Below are 17,269 nucleotides of genomic sequence, written 5' to 3'. Positions count from 1 at the left end.
GAATTTGCTGAGCGCCGTTTTATAGAGAAAAAGCCGAGGGGCAAAGCCCCTCAGCCTTCAAAACTTGTCAAATTTGCTAGATTACGCCGAATTGACGAGAGACTTGGTGGAAAATGCAAGCCTCTCTTTGCTGCAATCCATCAACGAGTGGCGTATAGGTCCAGTTTCACAGTCACCTTATTGCTGACAGTGCTGTCTGGCACGCCATCACCAATCTTGAAGTCACTGCGAGATAACGTTGCTTCACCAACCGCGTGGGCAGTTTTACCTTCAATGGTCAAAGTGAAGGGCAAGAAAATAGCAATCTTTGCACCTTTGAGCTCCAGCGTACCGGCAGCCTCATAGAGATCACCACCAGCAGGAACCACGTTATCTACGCGAAACACAGCATCAGGGAAGCTGGAGATATCCAACCACTGTGGGGTTGTGATTGCACCTGCTGCTTGCGCATCTTCTGTTTTTACGCTTCCAGTGATGATTGTTGCCTGAATCTGGGCTTTGTCGAGTTCTTCTTTGTCGAAGATGATCTTAGCATTCCAGGTGGCAAAAGTGCCCGTAACGGTGTTTCCGTTATTGATGACCTCAAAGCCAAGCGTGCTCTTATTGCGATCCACTGACCATTCATTTGCAAAGGCAGATGAAGCTGCTCCTACCAAGATGAAGGTCAGAAATACGCCGGCTTTAAAGAACATATCGGTCAATCGTTTCATGGTTTTCTCCAGATCCTCAAATTAGGCTTTTGAGGACAACATACGCTGTAAGACTTTATCCTTGGATATGAAGTAGTGCTTAAGGGCAGCTCCAACATGTGCAAGGATCACTGCGATAAACGCATACGCAGCCCAGCCATGCACTGCGGTGAAGAACGCAGATACATCTGCTTTTTGCCCCAAAAACTCAGGCGTTGGTAGATGCGGAATCTGAAAGAGGTTAAAGAAAACTGTCGGCAGTCCAAGCGGGCTGGACGAAACCAGCAACCATCCTGTCAGCGGCATCAGCAACATCAGAGCATATAAGCTGATGTGACCCAAATGCGCAGCAAGCTTTTCCCAAACCGGCATTTCGGCAGGTAAATCAGGTGTGATACCAGTGATTTTCCAAAGGATGCGCAATGAGACCAATGCCAAGACAACAAAACCAATGGACTTGTGAAGCTGATAAAGAGAGTAAGTGGCAGGCTCGAAAATCGGCAGCGTGACCATATAAAGGCCAAATCCCAACATACCAATGATAAGCGTTGCTATGGTCCAGTGTAGTGCAATTGCCACGATGCCATAGGCTGATCGAGTGTTCCTGATCATGGAAAAGGCCTTTTGATCGAGGGAAGGGACATTGCTGCCCCTTCTCAAAGTTCGACCAGACCCGTCAGTGCATTCTCAGCATCCGACAGGCCGGAAACATTACTTAACAGTCGCTTCGAAGCTGATGTTGATGTTCACTTCGTCTGACACGTAAGGAACAGCCATCGCCATGCCAAAGTCAGAACGTTTGATCGTGGTAGTCGCATCCAGACCAACAGCTTGTTTCTTCGCCATTGGGTGCTCACCAAGCTGATTTACAACAACTTCAAGGACAGTTGGCTTGGTGATGCCACGGATGGTCAGATCACCAGTCACTTCCAGCTTCTTCTCACCAACCTGTTCAACCTTGGTGGACTTGAATGTTGCTGATGGGAACTTAGCAACATCAAACAAGTCAGCGCTCTTCAAGTGTGTGTCACGAGCTTCCCAGAATGTGTTGAGAGAGTTGACGTCAATTTCAACGTCCACCTTAGAATTCGCTGGGTTTGCTTCGTCAATGATCAGAGTAGGGGACCAAGTAGCAAAACGGCCATCAGTGGTGGAATAACCGAGGTGGTTGTAGTCAAAAGCGAGATTTGCGTGGGACATATCAACGTCGTAAGCAACAGGTTCAGCAACCGCTGCTGTAGCGAGGAAAGAAGCTGCGACTGCGAGCATTCCAAAGCGAACTGATTTCATTGTAATCTCCAATTATGTTGAACTGTGAATTTCAATCTTGGGCATACAATTGGCAGATGTTCTGGGAATTGCAATTAAACGCATTGTTCATCCCAGGTGCACAATCACGACGAAGTCAGCAATATCGCCAATTTTTGCAAACATTGTTGCGGAAATGAGTTGTCACTGTGGCAATATAATGGAGATTGTAAAACCAGCTGATACAACTGCAAAAATATAAGGGTTTTACATCACACTTTCGTGTGTGATCTGTCAGTTAGAAACTCTAGTAATAAAAATGGGGAAGGGAGGCACACGTATGCGCCTCCGATCAGGTGCCTATGGCTTGTAAGTAAAGAGGATGCCGTTTTTATCGCGTAGGAACTCAAACTTTTCCTTCTTCAGAGTGTCGCGCAGGTTCGGCAGAACGCTCTTTTCATCAGCGATAAGCATATAGCCACCAACGCGAAGGTGACTGAGCATACGCTGCAGAAGTTTGACGCGCACATTGTTCGGCAACTCGTGGAAGAAACGGTCAGCAACAATTGCATCAAGATCTTGCGGGGGCGTGTAACCAAGTGCATCCACGTGAACAACCTCAATCGGCAGATTCTCCGTGTCTACTCGTTCCTGCAATTGGTCCAGACCTACTTTGGAGCTGTCGACAGCAATTACATTATAACCGCGCTTAGCAAGAAAGATCGCGTCGCGTCCTTGTCCTGCACCCAGATCGAGAATTGTGCCGCTGTCAAAGTCGAGGTTTGAGAACAGTGTTGTAAACTGCTTGGAGGTATGGCCGAAGTAACTTTCGTCCTTGGCGTAAATCTTATCGTATTTCTGCATAACTCAGCCTGAATGGATTATTAGCTAAAGGATATACAGGAACGCAGAAAATGAACAAGCCCAACCCGGCGGATACAGGTTGGGCTTATCGGCTTAAGTAAAGCTTTGCTTCATGAAAAGAGTCGGTTGTCCGAGGTAAGTCCCATCCGTGTACTTCTCAAAGCCAACACGCTTAGCAAGGCTGACACTGGCTGTGTTCTCTGGGGCAATAATGCAATGAACCTCAGGAAACAGTCTGGAACTGCGCAGCCAGGATAGGCTCAGCTCAACAGCCTCCCGGGCATAACCTTTGCCATGAAACTTAGGCGAGATCACCCAGCCAGCTTCTGCAAATCCATCAAGGCTCGGAGTGATGTCTCGTTTAAAGTCAGAAAAACCAACGTCGCCAATAAGCTCTCCGCTGTTTTTCTCAATCACAGCCCAATACCCAAAACCGGAGAGGCTCCAGTGCCCGGCATATTTGAGGATGCGCCCCCACGTATCCGTTGGGCTGGAAGGCTTCCCCGAAATATAGCGAACCACATCAGGATCCGCCCACAAGGCGCAGCATGCCTCAAAATCTGAAGTTTGGTGAGCCCGCATGATAATGCGCTCGCCGTTAAGTGTTGGAGCAGCCGTACAGCGTTCTTCTTCGATAATCACGAAAGCAGTCCTCAAAAAGAAAGAGCCGAAGCGATGAACACTCCGGCTCCCACAAAATTAATATTGAGCGTTAAAGGCCAAGCCCGCCAATGCAAGAGTACTTGATATTGATGTAGTCATCCACGCCGTATTTGGAGCCCTCGTTCCCCATTCCGCTTTCTTTATAACCGCCAAACGGAGCATATTCGGTCGTGATCACACCTTCATTCACGCCAACAAGACCATATTCCAATGCTTCCATAACACGGAAGGTCTGGCCCAAATCTTGAGTGTAAAAGTAACAAGCGAGGCCATACTCTGTATCATTCGCCATTCTGACCACATCATCTTCGCTCTCAAACTTGAAGACAGGGGCAAATGGACCAAACGTCTCTTCCTTGGCAACCTTCATGTCTGGGGTCGCATTAAGCAGAAGTGTCGGTTCGAAGAACGTGCCACCCTGAGCATCTGGCTTGCCGCCTGTCACCACTGTACCGCCTTTAGAAACGGCATCAGCGATCAATTCTTCGACTTTCGCAACAGCATGCTCATCAATAAGAGGGCCTTGGTTGGTACCCGACTTCAGACCATCGCCAACGCGCAGCTGATCTTCAATGGCAGCCTTCAGCTTTGCTGAGAACTCGTCGTAAATTCCAGCCTGAGCATAAATGCGGTTTGCGCAGACACAAGTCTGGCCGGAGTTCCTGAACTTGGATGCAATGGCACCTTCGACAGCCTTATCGAGATCAGCTGAATCAAACACGATAAACGGCGCATTGCCGCCAAGCTCCATAGAGACCTTTTTCATGTTGGCCAATGCTTTGGAGGCAAGCTGCTTACCCACTGGAGTAGATCCGGTAAAGGTGATCTTGCGGACCTTGTCGTTCTCACAAAGTTCATCAGCAATCTGAGCAGCAGAGCCGGTGATGATATTGATCACACCAGTTGGAATTCCAGCCTTCTCCGCAAGTTCACCCAGGATCAAAGCGGAATAAGGCGTTTGGCTTGCTGGTTTTGCCACAACAGTACAGCCAGAACCCAGAGCTGCAGCCAGTTTACGACCAAGCATGGAACTTGGGAAATTCCAAGGGGTAATGGCACCAACAACGCCGATGGGCTCCTTGGTCACCATAATACGGCGGTCTTTCCAAGGGGACGGGATTACATCGCCATAAACCCGCTTACCTTCCTCAGCGAAGAAACGAATGTAGTTGGCTGTGATAGCAACCTCACCGGTAGATTCAGCCAGCGGCTTACCCATTTCAACAGTGAGCAGCTCTGCAAGGTCCTTCTGGTTCTCAATGATCAGGTCTGCCCACCGCAGCATCAGGTTGCAGCGATGGGCAGCCGTCATTTTTGACCAGACGGCAAAAGCTGTATGAGCTGCATCGATTGCATCCGCAGTCTCAGGGCGGCCAAAACGCGGAACACGCCCGATAATCTCGCCTGTAGCTGGATTGTTTACGAGGATGGAATTGCTTTCATCACCGCTGACCCATTTTCCTCCTATGAGACAAGCTTCACGTAGGAGCGGAATTTCTTTGATTGCTGAGAGTGTCGTACTCATGAGTATCTCCTGATGAAGTCATATCTCGCCAGGCAATGAGGAGAGATAGAAAAACAAGACCTAACAATGGCTTTATCTGACCTACACATATAAGTGGTAGATCTAGGAAAAACACCTAGTCCCCATAGGATTTACAAAGATTGATCCATTCTGCAATGGAAATTAGGGGCCGTAACGATTGTCTCTTTCTCAATGGAATACGCATAGAACCAAAACTCATGCAGTTATAAGCCGTTACAGGGATGAGATAGAGATGAGCTGGGCGGAAAAATATGGAATAATGTCATTCCTGCAAACTTGCGGGTGCCTGTCCTGTTGAAATGTCATCTGCTTCGCTCAAATGAGCAAACCCAATCCGCATTTATGTCTTTGCAAGAAACGCGTGCAATTGTGCGTATCCGCAAAATGTGTCAGGAGCGACGTGCTTAAGAACTCAAATAGCTAAGGGTGTTCCATGTCAGATACGGTCAATCTCTCATTAAAAGAAGCACGCACACTTACTGAGGATGCTTTGTCTGCCAACAAAACAGATCCTGCAATTGCGAAGATCGTTGCAAAGGCTCTGGTGAACGCAGAGGCAGATGGCCAGGCAGGGCATGGCCTTTCCAGAATTCCGTCCTACACCGCTCAAACCAGAACCGGCAAAGTAGACGGCTTTGCCAAACCAGAAGCAGAGTTGGTTACTCCGGTTGTGCAGCGGATTGATGCCAAATACGGATTTGCTTATTCCGCAATTGAAGTTGCACTGCCATTTCTGAAAGACGCCTCCTCGCAAAATGGACTGGCTTTGAGCGCGATCCGTCACTCTCACCACTTTGGGCAAGCAGGGGCACACTGTGAGCGATTGGCGCGAGATGGAATGGTTGCCTTCATTTTTGGCAATGGCCCGAAGGCAATTGCAGCCTATGGCGGTAAGAACCCCATGTTCGGAACCAACCCAATTGCATTTGCAGCTCCTAATGGAGACGGAGAGCCACTTGTCATCGATCTGGCACTCTCTCGTGTTGCGCGCGGAAAGATCATGGCAGCGCAGCGAACGGGAAAATCTATCCCGGAAGGTTGGTCACTTGATAAAGATGGACAGCCAACCACCGATCCAGAGGCGGCGCTTGCTGGGACCATGATCCCCATTGGAGAGGCCAAAGGAGCGGCGTTGGCCATGATGATTGAGATCATGGCAGCTGGCCTGTGCGGAGCTGCATTTGGTTTTGAAGCGTCCAGTCTGTTCTCAGGAGAGGGCAACGCCCCTGATCTTGGTCAGGTTATTCTGGCAATTAACGCTGATCTTGTCTCTGGCGGTTTGTTCGCTGAGCGCATGCAAACACTTGTTGCTGCGATTGAGGCAGAGCAGGGCGCTCGCTTACCAGGAACATCTCGTCTTGCTGCGCGTGAAAAAGCAGAGCAATACGGCATCAACCTGCCAAAGCCAATTTACGATGAGGCCGTCCGCCTCGCCGGGCCGTCGACTTAGTCGTACTCACGCTCATAGTAGAAGCCGGCTTTTGCATCTCCGTCGGAGCCGGCTTCACCACGAAGCTTCAGGAACTTCGTGACATCAATATCAACAGTTGCTGCATTGTCACCTGTTGTCGGCTCCTGTGTCACGCCCAGATAAATCCGCTCACTTATATAGCCACCAACGGCCAGTTCTGGATTTCCTGCTGCATCAAATTTGATATCGATGTCGCTGACACCCAGTAGATTGCGGAGTGTGCCCAATGGTCCTTCCACGCCAGTGCCTCCGGTTAGCGTTGCGATCGCGCTTGCAAGGCTTGCCAGCTGAATTGGCGAAAGATCGTTGACAGACTCGCCAAACAACAGTTGCGCAAGGACCTCATCCTTTGGCAGGCTTGGGACTGAAGTGAAATCAATCACCGGCATATCAGCAGGTCCACTCACCAGAACAGTCACTTCCGTTGAGCCAGATGTTGTCGTTGCCGCAAAATCGAGTGTTGGTACAAGAGAACCACTAAACGTCACATTACCGCGGCTGAGTGTCAGGCGTTTTGACAGAATATCGATACGGCCACGCACCAGAGAGAAAGCGCCCACGGTTTTCACATTGTCGAGCTGGCCGCCAATGTTAAGTGATCCGCCAGCTTCAGCGTTGACGCCGCGCCCACGGATGAAGATTTTGCCTGGTGCTTCCACGTCAACATTCAAACTGGCTTTCGAGATCGGGCTGGGTTGCTCGTTTTTCTTGGCGTTTTCCCGCCCTTCATCTTGAGCAAGGATCTTTGCTTGTTTGAGGATAGGCTTGGGCGCATTCAAATGCCGGACGATCACAGGATTGATACTGGAGTTAAAGGAGCTCGGTATTTCAATATCTGCCTGGTTAATGGTGACTTTGCCCGAAATTGCAGGAGGGGCGCCTGCATCGGCAAGAGAGCCCTGTAGTGCAAGATTGGCATCAATCAATGCACTAACAAATGTCCCGTCAACATAGCGGCCACCATCAATCGTGAGTTCTATTTGAGCAGGTAGGCCTGAACCCAGCCCAAGTTTGCCATCAAGTACCAACGTGCCACCATTGCTGAACTTGGCAGCAAATTTATTGATCGCAATCTCTTGCCGTGTGACCTTAATGTCACCTGAGTAGTCTGTCAGCGTCATGCCAGTTGAGAGCTGTGTGGTCTCAAGGTTCACAGGTTGGATATCAATGGCGATCTGAGGATCCTTGAGGGAGCCGGAAACTGACCCGCTGAGACGGAAGCCACCACTGCCACCCAAATTCTGCTCGATCAATTTAGCTCCCACCACATCAAGTGGAATGTTGCCTGATGTAGTCAAAGACACTTCTTGACCATCTGCAAGCCCGATTGCCCCGGAAGCCTCAACGTTCAGGCCTGAACTGTTGGTGATGGTGGTTTTCTGGTCAATTTTGTTGTCAGCAAATGAGCCAGTGCTCTCAATCTGAAGTGGGAGGATGCGGTTATCCTGAAGCGGCTTTGCTGAAAATTGGCTCAACGCAAGCCGCCAGCTGACTTGAGGTGCGTCGTTCTCTCCAAAGGCGCGAACGGTCCCGTTGAGAGCACCATCCAAGGAAAGGCTTGGAACAAAGGCATTCGCTATGGAAAGTGGCAGCTGCTTCAGTTCGGCGTTGATGTCGAGCTGATTGCTGTTGCTCCCGTAAACATTTAAAGAGCCACTGCCAAGAGCCAGCTCAAAGGAGGACACAGTCCGTTTGTCTTCAAGTAGCGAAATCACTGCTGGTTGCTTGAGGTTTGTCTGGATCCCCTTGTAGCGGCCATTAAGAGAGTTCAGCGTAAGAATGATCCCTTCGGGAACAGCTTGCACCAGCCCTGTGCTTTGAACTTGGTCGTTGTTTTCAGCGAATTCGGCATTAATGGAAAAGCCAGTTGCAACCTCTGCACTTGTCTTGCCTTCAACAGGTGTCGCATTTAATGTCAACGATCTCAGGTTTACCCCTTCCACTTCAACACCATCGAGCGCAATGTTCGCATTTGCAGCTGGGCGTGTGAAAGGTTTGTCTATCCAGCCTTTTGCGACAAAGGACATGATGGAACTTTGCGCAAACCGAAGGTTTTCGCTGTTAAGATCAAATGAGATCTTGGCATCTCCGTTGTCCTGCTCAATATCGATTTGTCCATGAGCCTGACCTTCCATCTCGGTCAAGGCCAGTGATGACAAAGTGCTCAGATCATTGGCTTCAATGGTGAACTGCCCAACCAAACCTTGTGGTAGAAGCGCAAGATCAGCAGCATGTGCATTGCCACTGAGTTTGTTTCCGCCCAAATCAAAATCCAGCGTTGGAACAGACAGTTTGCCAGCCTCACTCAGCAGCTTGAACTTGCCAACAAGCTCTTCCCCTTTAAATCTGCCTGTGAGATTGATGTCCGCATTGGGGGCCGTTTCAGAAAGCGTCCCATCTGCAACAAGCTGCAACTTCTCTAAGGGAGTGCCATCCATCTCAATCCGGTCAGAGTGTATTTCAAGTGTCACTTCAGGTGCAGAAGCATTACCTGAAACCTTCCCGCTGGCAGTGAGGGCCCCACTTACACGGGGCTCCAGCAGATCGAGTTGATGCACTTGGGCAGAAAATGCACCATCCAGCTGACGATCTTGCAAACTGCCATGAGCTTCAAATTGTCCAAACATGTTCTCAAAGGAAAGGACTTCCAGTCGGCCATATGAAGCGAGCAGGTCGGTGCTATCAAGGGTTGCTGCAAGCTTGGCAGAAAACCTACCCGGGGAAGTGAGAATTCGGTCAACGCGCTCATTTTGCAGACTCACACGGCTGCTGGTTCCCTTGAGATTGATCTCTCCAGATTGTTTTTGGAAATCCGCCAGTAAAGATAATTGAGCCTCAACAGAGCCGCTTACGTTTTGCTGCACAAATCTTGACAGAAGGCTAAGGTCAGATACAGAAAGATTGCCCTGTGCCTGTCCGTTGCTCGGCGAGAGTTCTACCAGATTAAACCGTGCAGCCGCTGCATCACTCTCCAAATGTAAGTCGCTTAGCTTTAGTTTCTCCTGATTTGGAAACACTGTACCTTTGAGCGAAACACTTATATTCTTGATGTTTTGGTCTTGTGAAGCTCCAGCAAGATGGACACCACTAACTTGGAGAAGCGCTTCAAGCGGGATGGACATCATCTGCGCGGAAATGTGTGCACCATCACCTTTTGCAGAAAGGCTAAGCGCCCCCAGATCCGCTTCTTGTGTTTGAATCTTATCTGCCTGAACAGAGAGCTCCCAATTCAGGCTCTCAAGCGGTCCCGAAGCCGATGCAGTCACAGACAAAGTATCCAGTTGAACAGCCTGCTCGCCAGTCTTGATGAGAAGTGGTTTAGTGTTGCTCTCAAGTGTCTGGATTTGGATCTTCGCTATCAAAGAGTTCTTGTCAGTTGCGTATGTGTTCTCCAAATGCGCTAAGATCGCACCGGTTGAAAGCTTTCCGGTTGCTGAAAGCGGCAGATAATCTTCATTGAGTGTCGCGTTTGCAAACCACGTAGTCTGCCCCGCAAATAGGCTGGAGATAGAAGAGGGAAGAAACTGCTCGAGTTCCCCCGATAAATGTGTAGTTAGTGACTTCTGCGTTCCATTTTGCGCAAGAGTAATCTCACCATCAATGGCTCGAACCCTATTCAGATCTACTTGTAATGAAGACGACCAGTTTGTCAGCGGGCCGCCACCTTCCATAACTAGCGCAAAACTCGGTGCATCCGGAAGGTCAAGAAGATTGGCAGTCAGCCCATTGGCTGCTTCATAGACCATGCCACGGAAATTGACTACGCCATCTGCCGGATCAAAATCGACGTTAATGCTTGCTGTGCCCTGAACGTCGCCAGTGCGTGAAATGTTGAGCTTGCCGGCAATTTTGTCAGGAGAACTCGCATAAGTCGCAGTGCCCGTGATCTCGAACTGAGCAGACATCCCGGCAATAGAAGCGGGGAGGGCAAGTTCTTTGACGTTGAGGCTTTGGAGATCAATGGTGTTGAAAGGTAGGGTAATGCCTGTTTCTTCAGTAGGGATAGGTTCAGAAACCGGATTTTCCGTAGCTTCTGGCAATCGTGCTAATGCAATCCGTTGTGCTGCGACTTCGTGAATATCAAGTGCGCCGAAAAGAATCGAAAGCGGTGACCATCGAACTGAAGCACTGTGAATTTCAAGCCATGTGCCCTTCGCATCGGAAAGATAGACCCCATCTGCAAACAGATTGCCGGAAGCGGTCAGGCGAGGTTGATCAATCCTCACATCTGGCAAAAAAGAGCTCAAAGTTGATCCGAGGAATTGGCGACCTGCCTGGAAACTAGTTGTCACCACAAGTCCGGCATAAACCACAAGTACCAGCGCGAGAAGAAGGGCTAGTATTTTGCCAAGGGTCATTGTGATACGTCGGACCAGTTGCATTCGCTCTTTGATCTTTCTCTTGTTAACGCTTGCCTTCTGTAGGCGGTGCTGATTAGAAGGACTGGCTTAAACCAATATAGACTGCAAACGGCGGATCATTGCGCTCAGGTTCAAGTGGGACACCAACATCAAGCCGCAAAGGGCCAACAGGTGTGAAATAGCGCACCCCTCCGCCAACACCTACGCTGAAGGGCTCATCGAAGTTTGGAAACTGGGTCAAATATGCAGCACCTGCATCTACAAATCCGACAAGACCAATGTTTTCAGTAATTCTTGTTCTGACTTCACCATTAAACAGCATGAAGCTGCGCCCACCCGTAACTTCGTCATCCAGGCGCGGCCCCACGTTTTTGTAAGCATACCCTCGGATTGATCCACCACCTCCAAGGAAGAACCTCCGTGCAGCGGGGACATCCTGAACTGACGGGGCGATAATTGCACCGGCTGATACGCGGCCAGCTAAAACAACACGGTCCGTACCTACAATCGGCAGGTAACTGGCAATCGAGCCTTGAGAATACAGGTTTTCGGTATCACCAAGCACGTCATAGGCTGGTTCAAAGAATAATTTGGCTTCAATACCATTGGTCGGGTTCAAAGCGTCATTGCGTGTGTCGTAAGTCAGGTCTGCAGGAATTCCCAATAGGAAGTAATCATTCTGGCCGAAAACGTCCCGTTCATTGGCAAAATAGACTTCTGCACCAATTCGGCCGCTCAAAGCCTCTGTAAAATCGCGGGATAGATAAGCATCGTATGTAAATGACGTGCTGCGATAGTTATCTGGGTTTTCCTGAACGGCAGCAACGCTGGTTGAAAAAGCGGTCAACGGCCCAATCGCACCAGGTTTTTCAAAGGTGACGCGGGCGGCATACTCAATCTGCTCGTTATTTACGGCAAGAAGCTGGCCGACTGCGCCGGTTACTGAAAGTCGCTCCGCTTTTCCAAACAGATTGCGGTGTCGCCAGTATCCATCAAAACCAACGCCTTCATTACTGGAGTAATTGGCACCAATTCCAAAAACTTTCCGTGGGCGTTCTGCCACAACAATTGTCAGAGGCAGTTCACCGTTCGCATCAAGCTGGTCATCAGGTTCAAAGCGAATGCTGGAAAAGACTTCCAGATCCCTCAATCTGCTCTGTGCGTGAGAGATGACTTTGGCATCCCACTGTGCACCGCGAGGAAGGTTTGCGTAACTGCGAACAAACTCAGGATCCATCTTGACTGTGCCGGAAACAGAAACCGGACCAAACCGCGCATATGGTCCACTGACAACATCCAGTTTAACTTTGAGCGTCTGACTGGCGTGATTGGCCAGTAATTGACGGTTCCCCACCTTTGCAAATGGATATCCTTCATCCTTAAGGAACTTAATGGCCAGCTTTTCTGCTTCCAGCACCCTAGCTGAAAGTGCTGGCATTCCTTCTACAAGGCCGAGTGACTGCGCGTTGGGCAGGTCAAGTCCATTCTCTGTTGCCGAGCCTTTATAATTTACATCTGCGTTGCCAAAGTGAAACTGAACACCTCTGTTAATCTCCACGAGAATAGGAATAGGGCGCTCTGTAATTTTCTCAGGATGAAGGATGGCTTGATTAAGTGGTGATCCTGCTACGGTGATTTGAACCAGAGCACCATAATATCCATCTTCATAAAGCTTACCGATCAGGCGTTCAAAGTCCTGAGTTGCGCGGGCGAGAACGCCACTGGCGCCAGACGGAAGCTTCTTGACGTCCTGAACCAAAAGACTGACGGACTGTAGCTCTTCCTCAAGTTCACTAGGCTGGTCTGCATGTTCCCCAACAACACGGAACTCAACGGTGTAAGGTGTCGGGTCTGGCACACCAGCTAAGCTATCTTCATCACTTTCGGTTTTTTCACCCCAGAGATGGTATCCGAAAAGTTCAAAGGCATAGGCTTGCGAAAAGGTGCTGAATGAAAGGCACAAGCAAACAAGCAAAGCAACAGCGCGAGGAATTTTGACGTTCCATGGCCAACCAGAGGCTATACGCTCTCGTCTGTTTTTATGCTTGTAAAGCAACTAGGATAGGCTCCAACAATCTTCCAAAATGCAGATTGTTCTCAGCTCATAAAGCTCTTGGGATTAGCCCTGAGAGAATCTGCTCACGCGATAATTAAAATTCGCATGATTGGTGTGTTGAAAGCAAACCGCAATTGTCACCTCTTTGGTAACAGCACTTAAAAATTGGGCATGGATTGTGGGAGGCGAGAAAAGTCCCGGCAAAACGCATAATTCGCCGGGACCTTATTGTTTAGATTTCTTCGTCAGGACGTCCAATACAGGTGTAAGAGAAGCCGTGTTTTGCAACTTCGTCTTTGCCGTAGATGTTTCTGAGATCCACGAGCACTGGAGTCGCCATCTCATTTTTAAGGCGGCTGAAGTCGAGAACGCGGAACGCATCCCACTCGGTCACAATAACCAGAGCATGTGCACCCTTTGCAATCTCGTAGGCATTACTTCCGAAAGTAACATCCTCTAAAAGCTCTACAGCTGAATCCATACCTTCAGGATCATAGGCGTGAATGTCAGCACCTTTGTCTTGAAGCGCCTGAATAATGGAAAGGGCAGGGCTGTCGCGCATATCGTCTGTGTTTGGCTTGAAGGTCAGGCCAAGCACTGCGATTTTCTTGCCGCGAACATCCCCACCAATAGCCGCTGCTACTTTCTTGGACATAGAACGTTTGCGCTGATCGTTGATTGAACATGTGGTCTCAATTAGGCGAACAGGGCTGGAGTGGTCCTGCGCAGTCTTAACAAGCGCAAGTGTATCTTTCGGGAAGCAGGAACCGCCATAACCGGGACCAGCATTCAGGAACTTGCCACCAATGCGGTTATCAAGACCGATGCCTCGGGCAACATCCTGAACGTCTGCTCCAACTGCTTCACTTAGATCAGCAAGTTCGTTGATGAACGTGATCTTCATGGCAAGGAAGGCATTGCCGGCATACTTGATCAGCTCAGAGGTGCGACGGCTCGTGAACAGGATTGGAGAGTGGTTGAGATACAAAGGACGGTAGACTTCAGTCATGACCGACTTCGCACGCTCATGAGAAAGGCCAACAACAATACGATCAGGACGTTTGAAGTCATTAATCGCTGCACCTTCGCGCAAGAACTCTGGGTTCGAAACAACCTCAAAATCCGCATTTGGATTTGCTTCGTGAATAATGCGCTCGACTTCATCTCCCGTACCAACCGGAACAGTCGATTTAGTGACAACGACTGTAAAGCCATTAAGGGACGTTGCGATCTCTTCAGCCGCTGCATAAACGTAGCTAAGGTCGGCGTGCCCGTCTCCGCGGCGGGAAGGGGTGCCGACTGCGATGAAGATGACGTCGGCTTTACGAACTGCGTCAGGTAGCTCGGTTGTAAAGCTCAAACGGCCGGCTTTCACATTGCTGGCAACCAATTCTTCCAGGCCCGGCTCGTAAATTGGGATCTGTCCGTTCTTTAGCTTTTCAATCTTGTCTTCTGCTTTATCAACACAGATGACCTCATGACCAAAATCAGCAAAACACGTGCCTGAAACCAACCCGACGTAGCCGCTGCCTATTACTGTAATTAACATTGTGTCTCCTGCACGAGCCGATCTTTTCTGGATGTGCAAATAGGTTTGTTTAAGTTGAAACGCAATAGTACATAACCTGAGATGAAACACATCCCACAGTTAGGTATATCCCCCTGATAACGTGGTATCCTTGCCTGAAAAAAGACACGCATTGTGGTAAAATTGTAGTCGAATTGTGACGAGTATTTGAGAGTATAGCTCTGTTATTTATCTAAAGTTCTAGGAGAATACATTTCTTTTCTAAGTAGGAAAATGCTGCCTACTAAGAATTGGATGGTTAATGTGCTAATTTAGATAAAATTACATGAGATATACAATTGTAAGAATAAGTAGAAGTACGCCCGTTTTTCTCCGGCTTTAATGCTTCTTTTTGATTCTACTCCTTGTGCCAATAGTAGCTAACTTAAAATTGCTAATAGTTTATCCCAAGGATTTTTCCCGTATGACGCGAACTCAAATATGGAGAGGATGTGGCAAAAATATGCCTTTGAATTTTTGTCCTACAAAAAATAAGGGTATGAGAAATAAAGATTGAAATTCGAAAGATTCCGAAAAATGGCAGAAACCGGCACCTATGTTTTGTATTAAGTTAAAATTGTAAGTAAAGTTTATTCTTATTTTCTATTATAATTACTATAGTTTCTTGTGAGGTTTTACTTGGTGCTGAAGGTAAAAATTCTTCAAGAGAAATTGACAGAATGTGTTTCACTGATTTACCAGCGATATATTCATTTGGGAATGAATGGGTTGGGGTTATGTATTTAATTGTTGATGAACAACAGCTTGTGACCGATGGGTATGCATCTGGATTTGAGCGAGAAGGTATTTCGACAAGTGGCTTTAGTCCGGATGACTTTCGGGATTGGTTAAATACTGCACCTGATACCGAGTTCGAGGCCGTCGAAGCTATTTTGATTGGTGAGATAGGGGAGCGTGAAAAGTTCCCGCAGATTATCCGCCGTAGGTGCTCTCAAAAACCGGTATTGGTTCTGAATAGCAGTCCGGTTTTGGAACAGACACTGAAGTTGTTTGCTGCTGGTGTAGATGACGTTGTCCGTAAACCGGTGCATCCGCAAGAGATACTTGCGCGTGTCAACGCAATCAAGCGCCGGACAACGAACCAAAGCATTAATGTCGAGCTAGGTGATCTTACCGTATACTTTGATGGACGGGATCCTGAAATCAAAGGGAAGACACTGGCATTACCACGCCGAGAGCGTCGTATTCTTGAGTATCTTGCTCAGAATAACGGACGGCGACTGACGAAAACTCAGATTTACAACTTTGTCTATGGCATCTTTGAAAGTGAAGTAGACGAAAATGTAATCGAAAGTCACATCAGTAAGCTAAGAAAGAAACTACGCACACAGATGGGGTATGATCCCATCGATTCAAAGCGTTATCTCGGCTATATAATTAATTCTCTATAACAACAAAAAAGGCTGCTTGAGCAGCCTTTTTTGTTGTTTAGATCGCGTGTCTTTTTCTTTCACAGAAGCTGAGCCAGCTCAGTAAAGGCGTCCTGGCTAGAGGGGGCGTCCAAGCCCTGCACAAGCGCATTGTAGACCTTCGGGGCAACCTCAATGGCTTGGTCAAGCAAGGGGTCTACACCCTCTTTGTAGCCACCCATCATGCGTAGATCTTTGGTATCTTCAAACTTCGCAATCATTGCCTTTAGTTTCAGGATGAGCTCACGTTCTTGAGGGGACCAGCAGCTCTGTGCAAGTCGCGAGATGGAGCCAAGGACGTTGACGGCAGGATACCGGCCTTCCTCAGCAATATGCCGATCCAGAACGACATGCCCATCCAGTAGACCTCTGATGTTGTCTGCGACAGGGTCATTATGGTCATCACCATCAACCAGCACGGAAAAGATGGCGGTCATCATGCCGCTTCCTTCGATGCCAGGACCTGCACGTTCTAGCAGGAGGGGGAGTTCCGAGAATACGCTCGGTGGATAGCCGCGAGAAAGAGCAGGCTCTCCAGCCGCCAATGCAACGTCACGTAGAGCATGTGCGTAGCGAGTGACGCTATCAACGATCAATAAAACTGATTGTCCTTGATCTCTGAAATGCTCGGCCACTGTCATTGCTGTTTTAGGAGCAAGCCGCCGCATCATGGGGCTTTCATCGCCTGTAGCAACCACCACCACTGATTTCGAGAGTTGATCTCCAAGTGTTTCTTCGACGAACTCACGAACTTCACGGCCACGTTCGCCAATAAGCCCGATAACGACAGTGTCGAAAGAGTTACTTCGTGCGATCATGGAGAGCAGTGTTGATTTACCTACGCCAGACCCGGCAAAGATGCCTAGGCGCTGACCGTGGCAAATCGGTGTAAAGAGGTCGAGCACCCGTACCCCAGTCAAGGCAGCGTCTTTAACACGCGCACGGTGAACTGGCGGAGGGGGGAGGGTATTAAACGACGCAAGAGATGGTCCTTCAGTCATCGGACCTAGGCCATCGATCGGCTGTCCAAACGCATTGATAATGCGCCCGCGCCAGTTGTTGTCCGGATAAAAGCTAAGTTCGCCGCAACGCTTTACCTTGATCCCAAGACCGAGGTCAGATCTGGATGCATAGGGCTTCACAAGCACACTGTCAGGTTCAATTCGGATGACTTCTCCAAATTCTTCACCGTTGTTGCTCATGTAGGAGACCTGGTCTCCCAAGTTAACGCCACCTGAAAGGCCCTTAACTCTAAGATGATTAGGGGTAACCTCACAGAGGGTTCCACTTATCTCAATGTTCCATGAGCTTGATGGAATTTGAGCGGTAAGTTCCTGAATGCGCGCAAGGGCGGTCATAAACAACCTTTTGAAG

The 17,269-nt window shown here is 48.9% G+C and carries 12 protein-coding genes; 2 read left to right on the top strand and 10 right to left on the bottom strand.

Annotated features, from left to right (window positions below; translation table 11 throughout):
- Positions 1 to 140: 140 nt before the first annotated feature.
- The 6 genes from PsW74_RS19180 to PsW74_RS19155 all read right to left on the bottom strand — a co-directional run bounded on the left by PsW74_RS19180 (position 141) and on the right by PsW74_RS19155 (position 4,989).
- Positions 141 to 710, bottom strand: coding sequence for a YceI family protein (locus PsW74_RS19180; RefSeq protein ID WP_057465996.1), 570 nt, complete (start codon positions 708 to 710; stop codon positions 141 to 143).
- Between the two features lie 21 nt (positions 711 to 731).
- Complete coding sequence (locus PsW74_RS19175) at positions 732 to 1,301, bottom strand: cytochrome b (RefSeq protein WP_057465997.1); 570 nt, start codon at positions 1,299 to 1,301, stop codon at positions 732 to 734.
- 99 nt (positions 1,302 to 1,400) lie between these two features.
- Positions 1,401 to 1,979 carry a YceI family protein gene (locus PsW74_RS19170; protein WP_057465998.1) on the bottom strand — a complete coding sequence of 193 codons (579 nt, stop codon included), beginning with the start codon at positions 1,977 to 1,979 and terminating at the stop codon, positions 1,401 to 1,403.
- A 318-nt stretch (positions 1,980 to 2,297) separates the two neighbouring features.
- Positions 2,298 to 2,801, bottom strand: a complete 504-nt coding sequence (locus PsW74_RS19165; protein ID WP_057465999.1) for a class I SAM-dependent methyltransferase — start codon at positions 2,799 to 2,801, stop codon at positions 2,298 to 2,300.
- A gap of 93 nt (positions 2,802 to 2,894) precedes the next feature.
- Positions 2,895 to 3,443 carry a GNAT family N-acetyltransferase gene (locus PsW74_RS19160; RefSeq protein ID WP_063288320.1) on the bottom strand — a complete coding sequence of 183 codons (549 nt, stop codon included), beginning with the start codon at positions 3,441 to 3,443 and terminating at the stop codon, positions 2,895 to 2,897.
- Positions 3,444 to 3,513: 70 nt separating this feature from the next.
- Positions 3,514 to 4,989, bottom strand: a complete 1,476-nt coding sequence (locus PsW74_RS19155; RefSeq protein WP_063288321.1) for an NAD-dependent succinate-semialdehyde dehydrogenase — start codon at positions 4,987 to 4,989, stop codon at positions 3,514 to 3,516.
- Positions 4,990 to 5,443: 454 nt separating this feature from the next.
- Between PsW74_RS19155 and PsW74_RS19150 the strand changes: the two genes are divergently transcribed.
- Complete coding sequence (locus PsW74_RS19150) at positions 5,444 to 6,460, top strand: Ldh family oxidoreductase (RefSeq protein ID WP_063288322.1); 1,017 nt, start codon at positions 5,444 to 5,446, stop codon at positions 6,458 to 6,460.
- On the opposite strand, the gene PsW74_RS19145 is transcribed toward PsW74_RS19150, so the two are convergent.
- The 3 genes from PsW74_RS19145 to PsW74_RS19135 form a co-directional block, all read right to left on the bottom strand.
- Complete coding sequence (locus tag PsW74_RS19145) at positions 6,457 to 10,863, bottom strand: translocation/assembly module TamB domain-containing protein (protein WP_063288323.1); 4,407 nt, start codon at positions 10,861 to 10,863, stop codon at positions 6,457 to 6,459. The two genes, PsW74_RS19150 and PsW74_RS19145, sit on opposite strands and share 4 nt — an antisense overlap.
- Before the next feature lie 52 nt (positions 10,864 to 10,915).
- Positions 10,916 to 12,898, bottom strand: a complete 1,983-nt coding sequence (locus tag PsW74_RS19140; protein WP_208988069.1) for an autotransporter assembly complex family protein — start codon at positions 12,896 to 12,898, stop codon at positions 10,916 to 10,918.
- 232 nt (positions 12,899 to 13,130) lie between these two features.
- Positions 13,131 to 14,447, bottom strand: coding sequence for a UDP-glucose/GDP-mannose dehydrogenase family protein (locus PsW74_RS19135; protein ID WP_063288324.1), 1,317 nt, complete (start codon positions 14,445 to 14,447; stop codon positions 13,131 to 13,133).
- 755 nt (positions 14,448 to 15,202) lie between these two features.
- On the opposite strand from PsW74_RS19135, the gene PsW74_RS19130 reads away from it, so the two are divergent.
- Positions 15,203 to 15,877 carry a response regulator transcription factor gene (locus PsW74_RS19130; protein WP_057466177.1) on the top strand — a complete coding sequence of 225 codons (675 nt, stop codon included), beginning with the start codon at positions 15,203 to 15,205 and terminating at the stop codon, positions 15,875 to 15,877.
- 59 nt (positions 15,878 to 15,936) lie between these two features.
- Here the strand turns inward: PsW74_RS19130 and fliI are convergent, their stop codons facing one another.
- Positions 15,937 to 17,253, bottom strand: coding sequence for a flagellar protein export ATPase FliI (gene fliI, locus PsW74_RS19125; RefSeq protein ID WP_063288325.1), 1,317 nt, complete (start codon positions 17,251 to 17,253; stop codon positions 15,937 to 15,939).
- Between the last annotated feature and the right edge of the window lie 16 nt (positions 17,254 to 17,269).

The organism is Pseudovibrio sp. W74, from assembly GCF_001623085.1.
In the GTDB taxonomy this organism is placed as follows: Bacteria; Pseudomonadota; Alphaproteobacteria; order Rhizobiales; family Stappiaceae; genus Pseudovibrio.
Note: the sequence above shows the minus strand (reverse complement) of the source record. Positions and strands in the feature narration are given on the sequence as shown.